We start from the raw sequence: 674 nt of genomic DNA, 5'->3' as shown, positions 1-674 counted from the left end.
ACAACGATGACACAAAAAGGCACTATCAAAAAACACAACCGACCAAGCTGCCATCGACACCGCCCAACAACTCGTAAACAGCGTGACTGATTCCGACAAGAAAACCGAATTACAACAAGCGCTTAACAAAGCACAACGCCAACTCGCACTCGGCGAAGTTACCATTGATTCCTATACTACTGGTGGCAATTACATCACAGGTACAACAAAAACAGGCGTAACAAAAGTTGGTATTTATGTGAACGGTAAACTCATCCGCACAGCAGCTGCAAGCAATGGTACGTATCAAATCTACGCTAGCACCACACCAGAACTACAAGTCGCTGGGCAAACCTTCGAAGTAGTACCAATCGCAACAGATGGAACAATTGGGCTAAAATCGAGCTCTGTAGTTGTCGCAAAAGTCGCACCAAAAAAGATCGCAAAACCAATGATTGATGACTATTTCAAAGGAGCAAGCTACATCACCGGTACCGTTTCCACTGAAGCAAAAAAAAAATCGCGCTTTACATCGATGGCCAGTTCATCCGCTATGGTGCCATAACAGGTGATACATTCAAAATCTATGCCTCCGATGTTGCCCTTATGAAATCAGAAGGCCAAACATTCGAAGTAGTCGCTGTTGATAACCTTGGCAACGAAGGTGAACGCGCTTCATCTGATGTCAAAGTGAA

At 44.5% G+C, this 674-nt stretch carries 1 protein-coding gene; it reads left to right on the top strand.

The annotated features are described in order from the left end of the window. Positions 1 to 82: 82 nt before the first annotated feature. The gene (locus tag PROCOU_RS16075) at positions 83 to 544 is read left to right on the top strand and encodes an immunoglobulin-like domain-containing protein (RefSeq protein ID WP_036074494.1); all 462 of its coding nucleotides are present in this window, start codon (positions 83 to 85) and stop codon (positions 542 to 544) included. Positions 545 to 674 lie beyond the last annotated feature (130 nt).

The sequence above is a fragment of the Listeria rocourtiae FSL F6-920 genome, from assembly GCF_000525975.1.
GTDB lineage: Bacteria > Bacillota > Bacilli > Lactobacillales > Listeriaceae > Listeria_A > Listeria_A rocourtiae.
The sequence above is the reverse complement of the archived record's forward strand: the minus strand, read 5'-3'. Positions and strand labels throughout refer to the sequence as shown.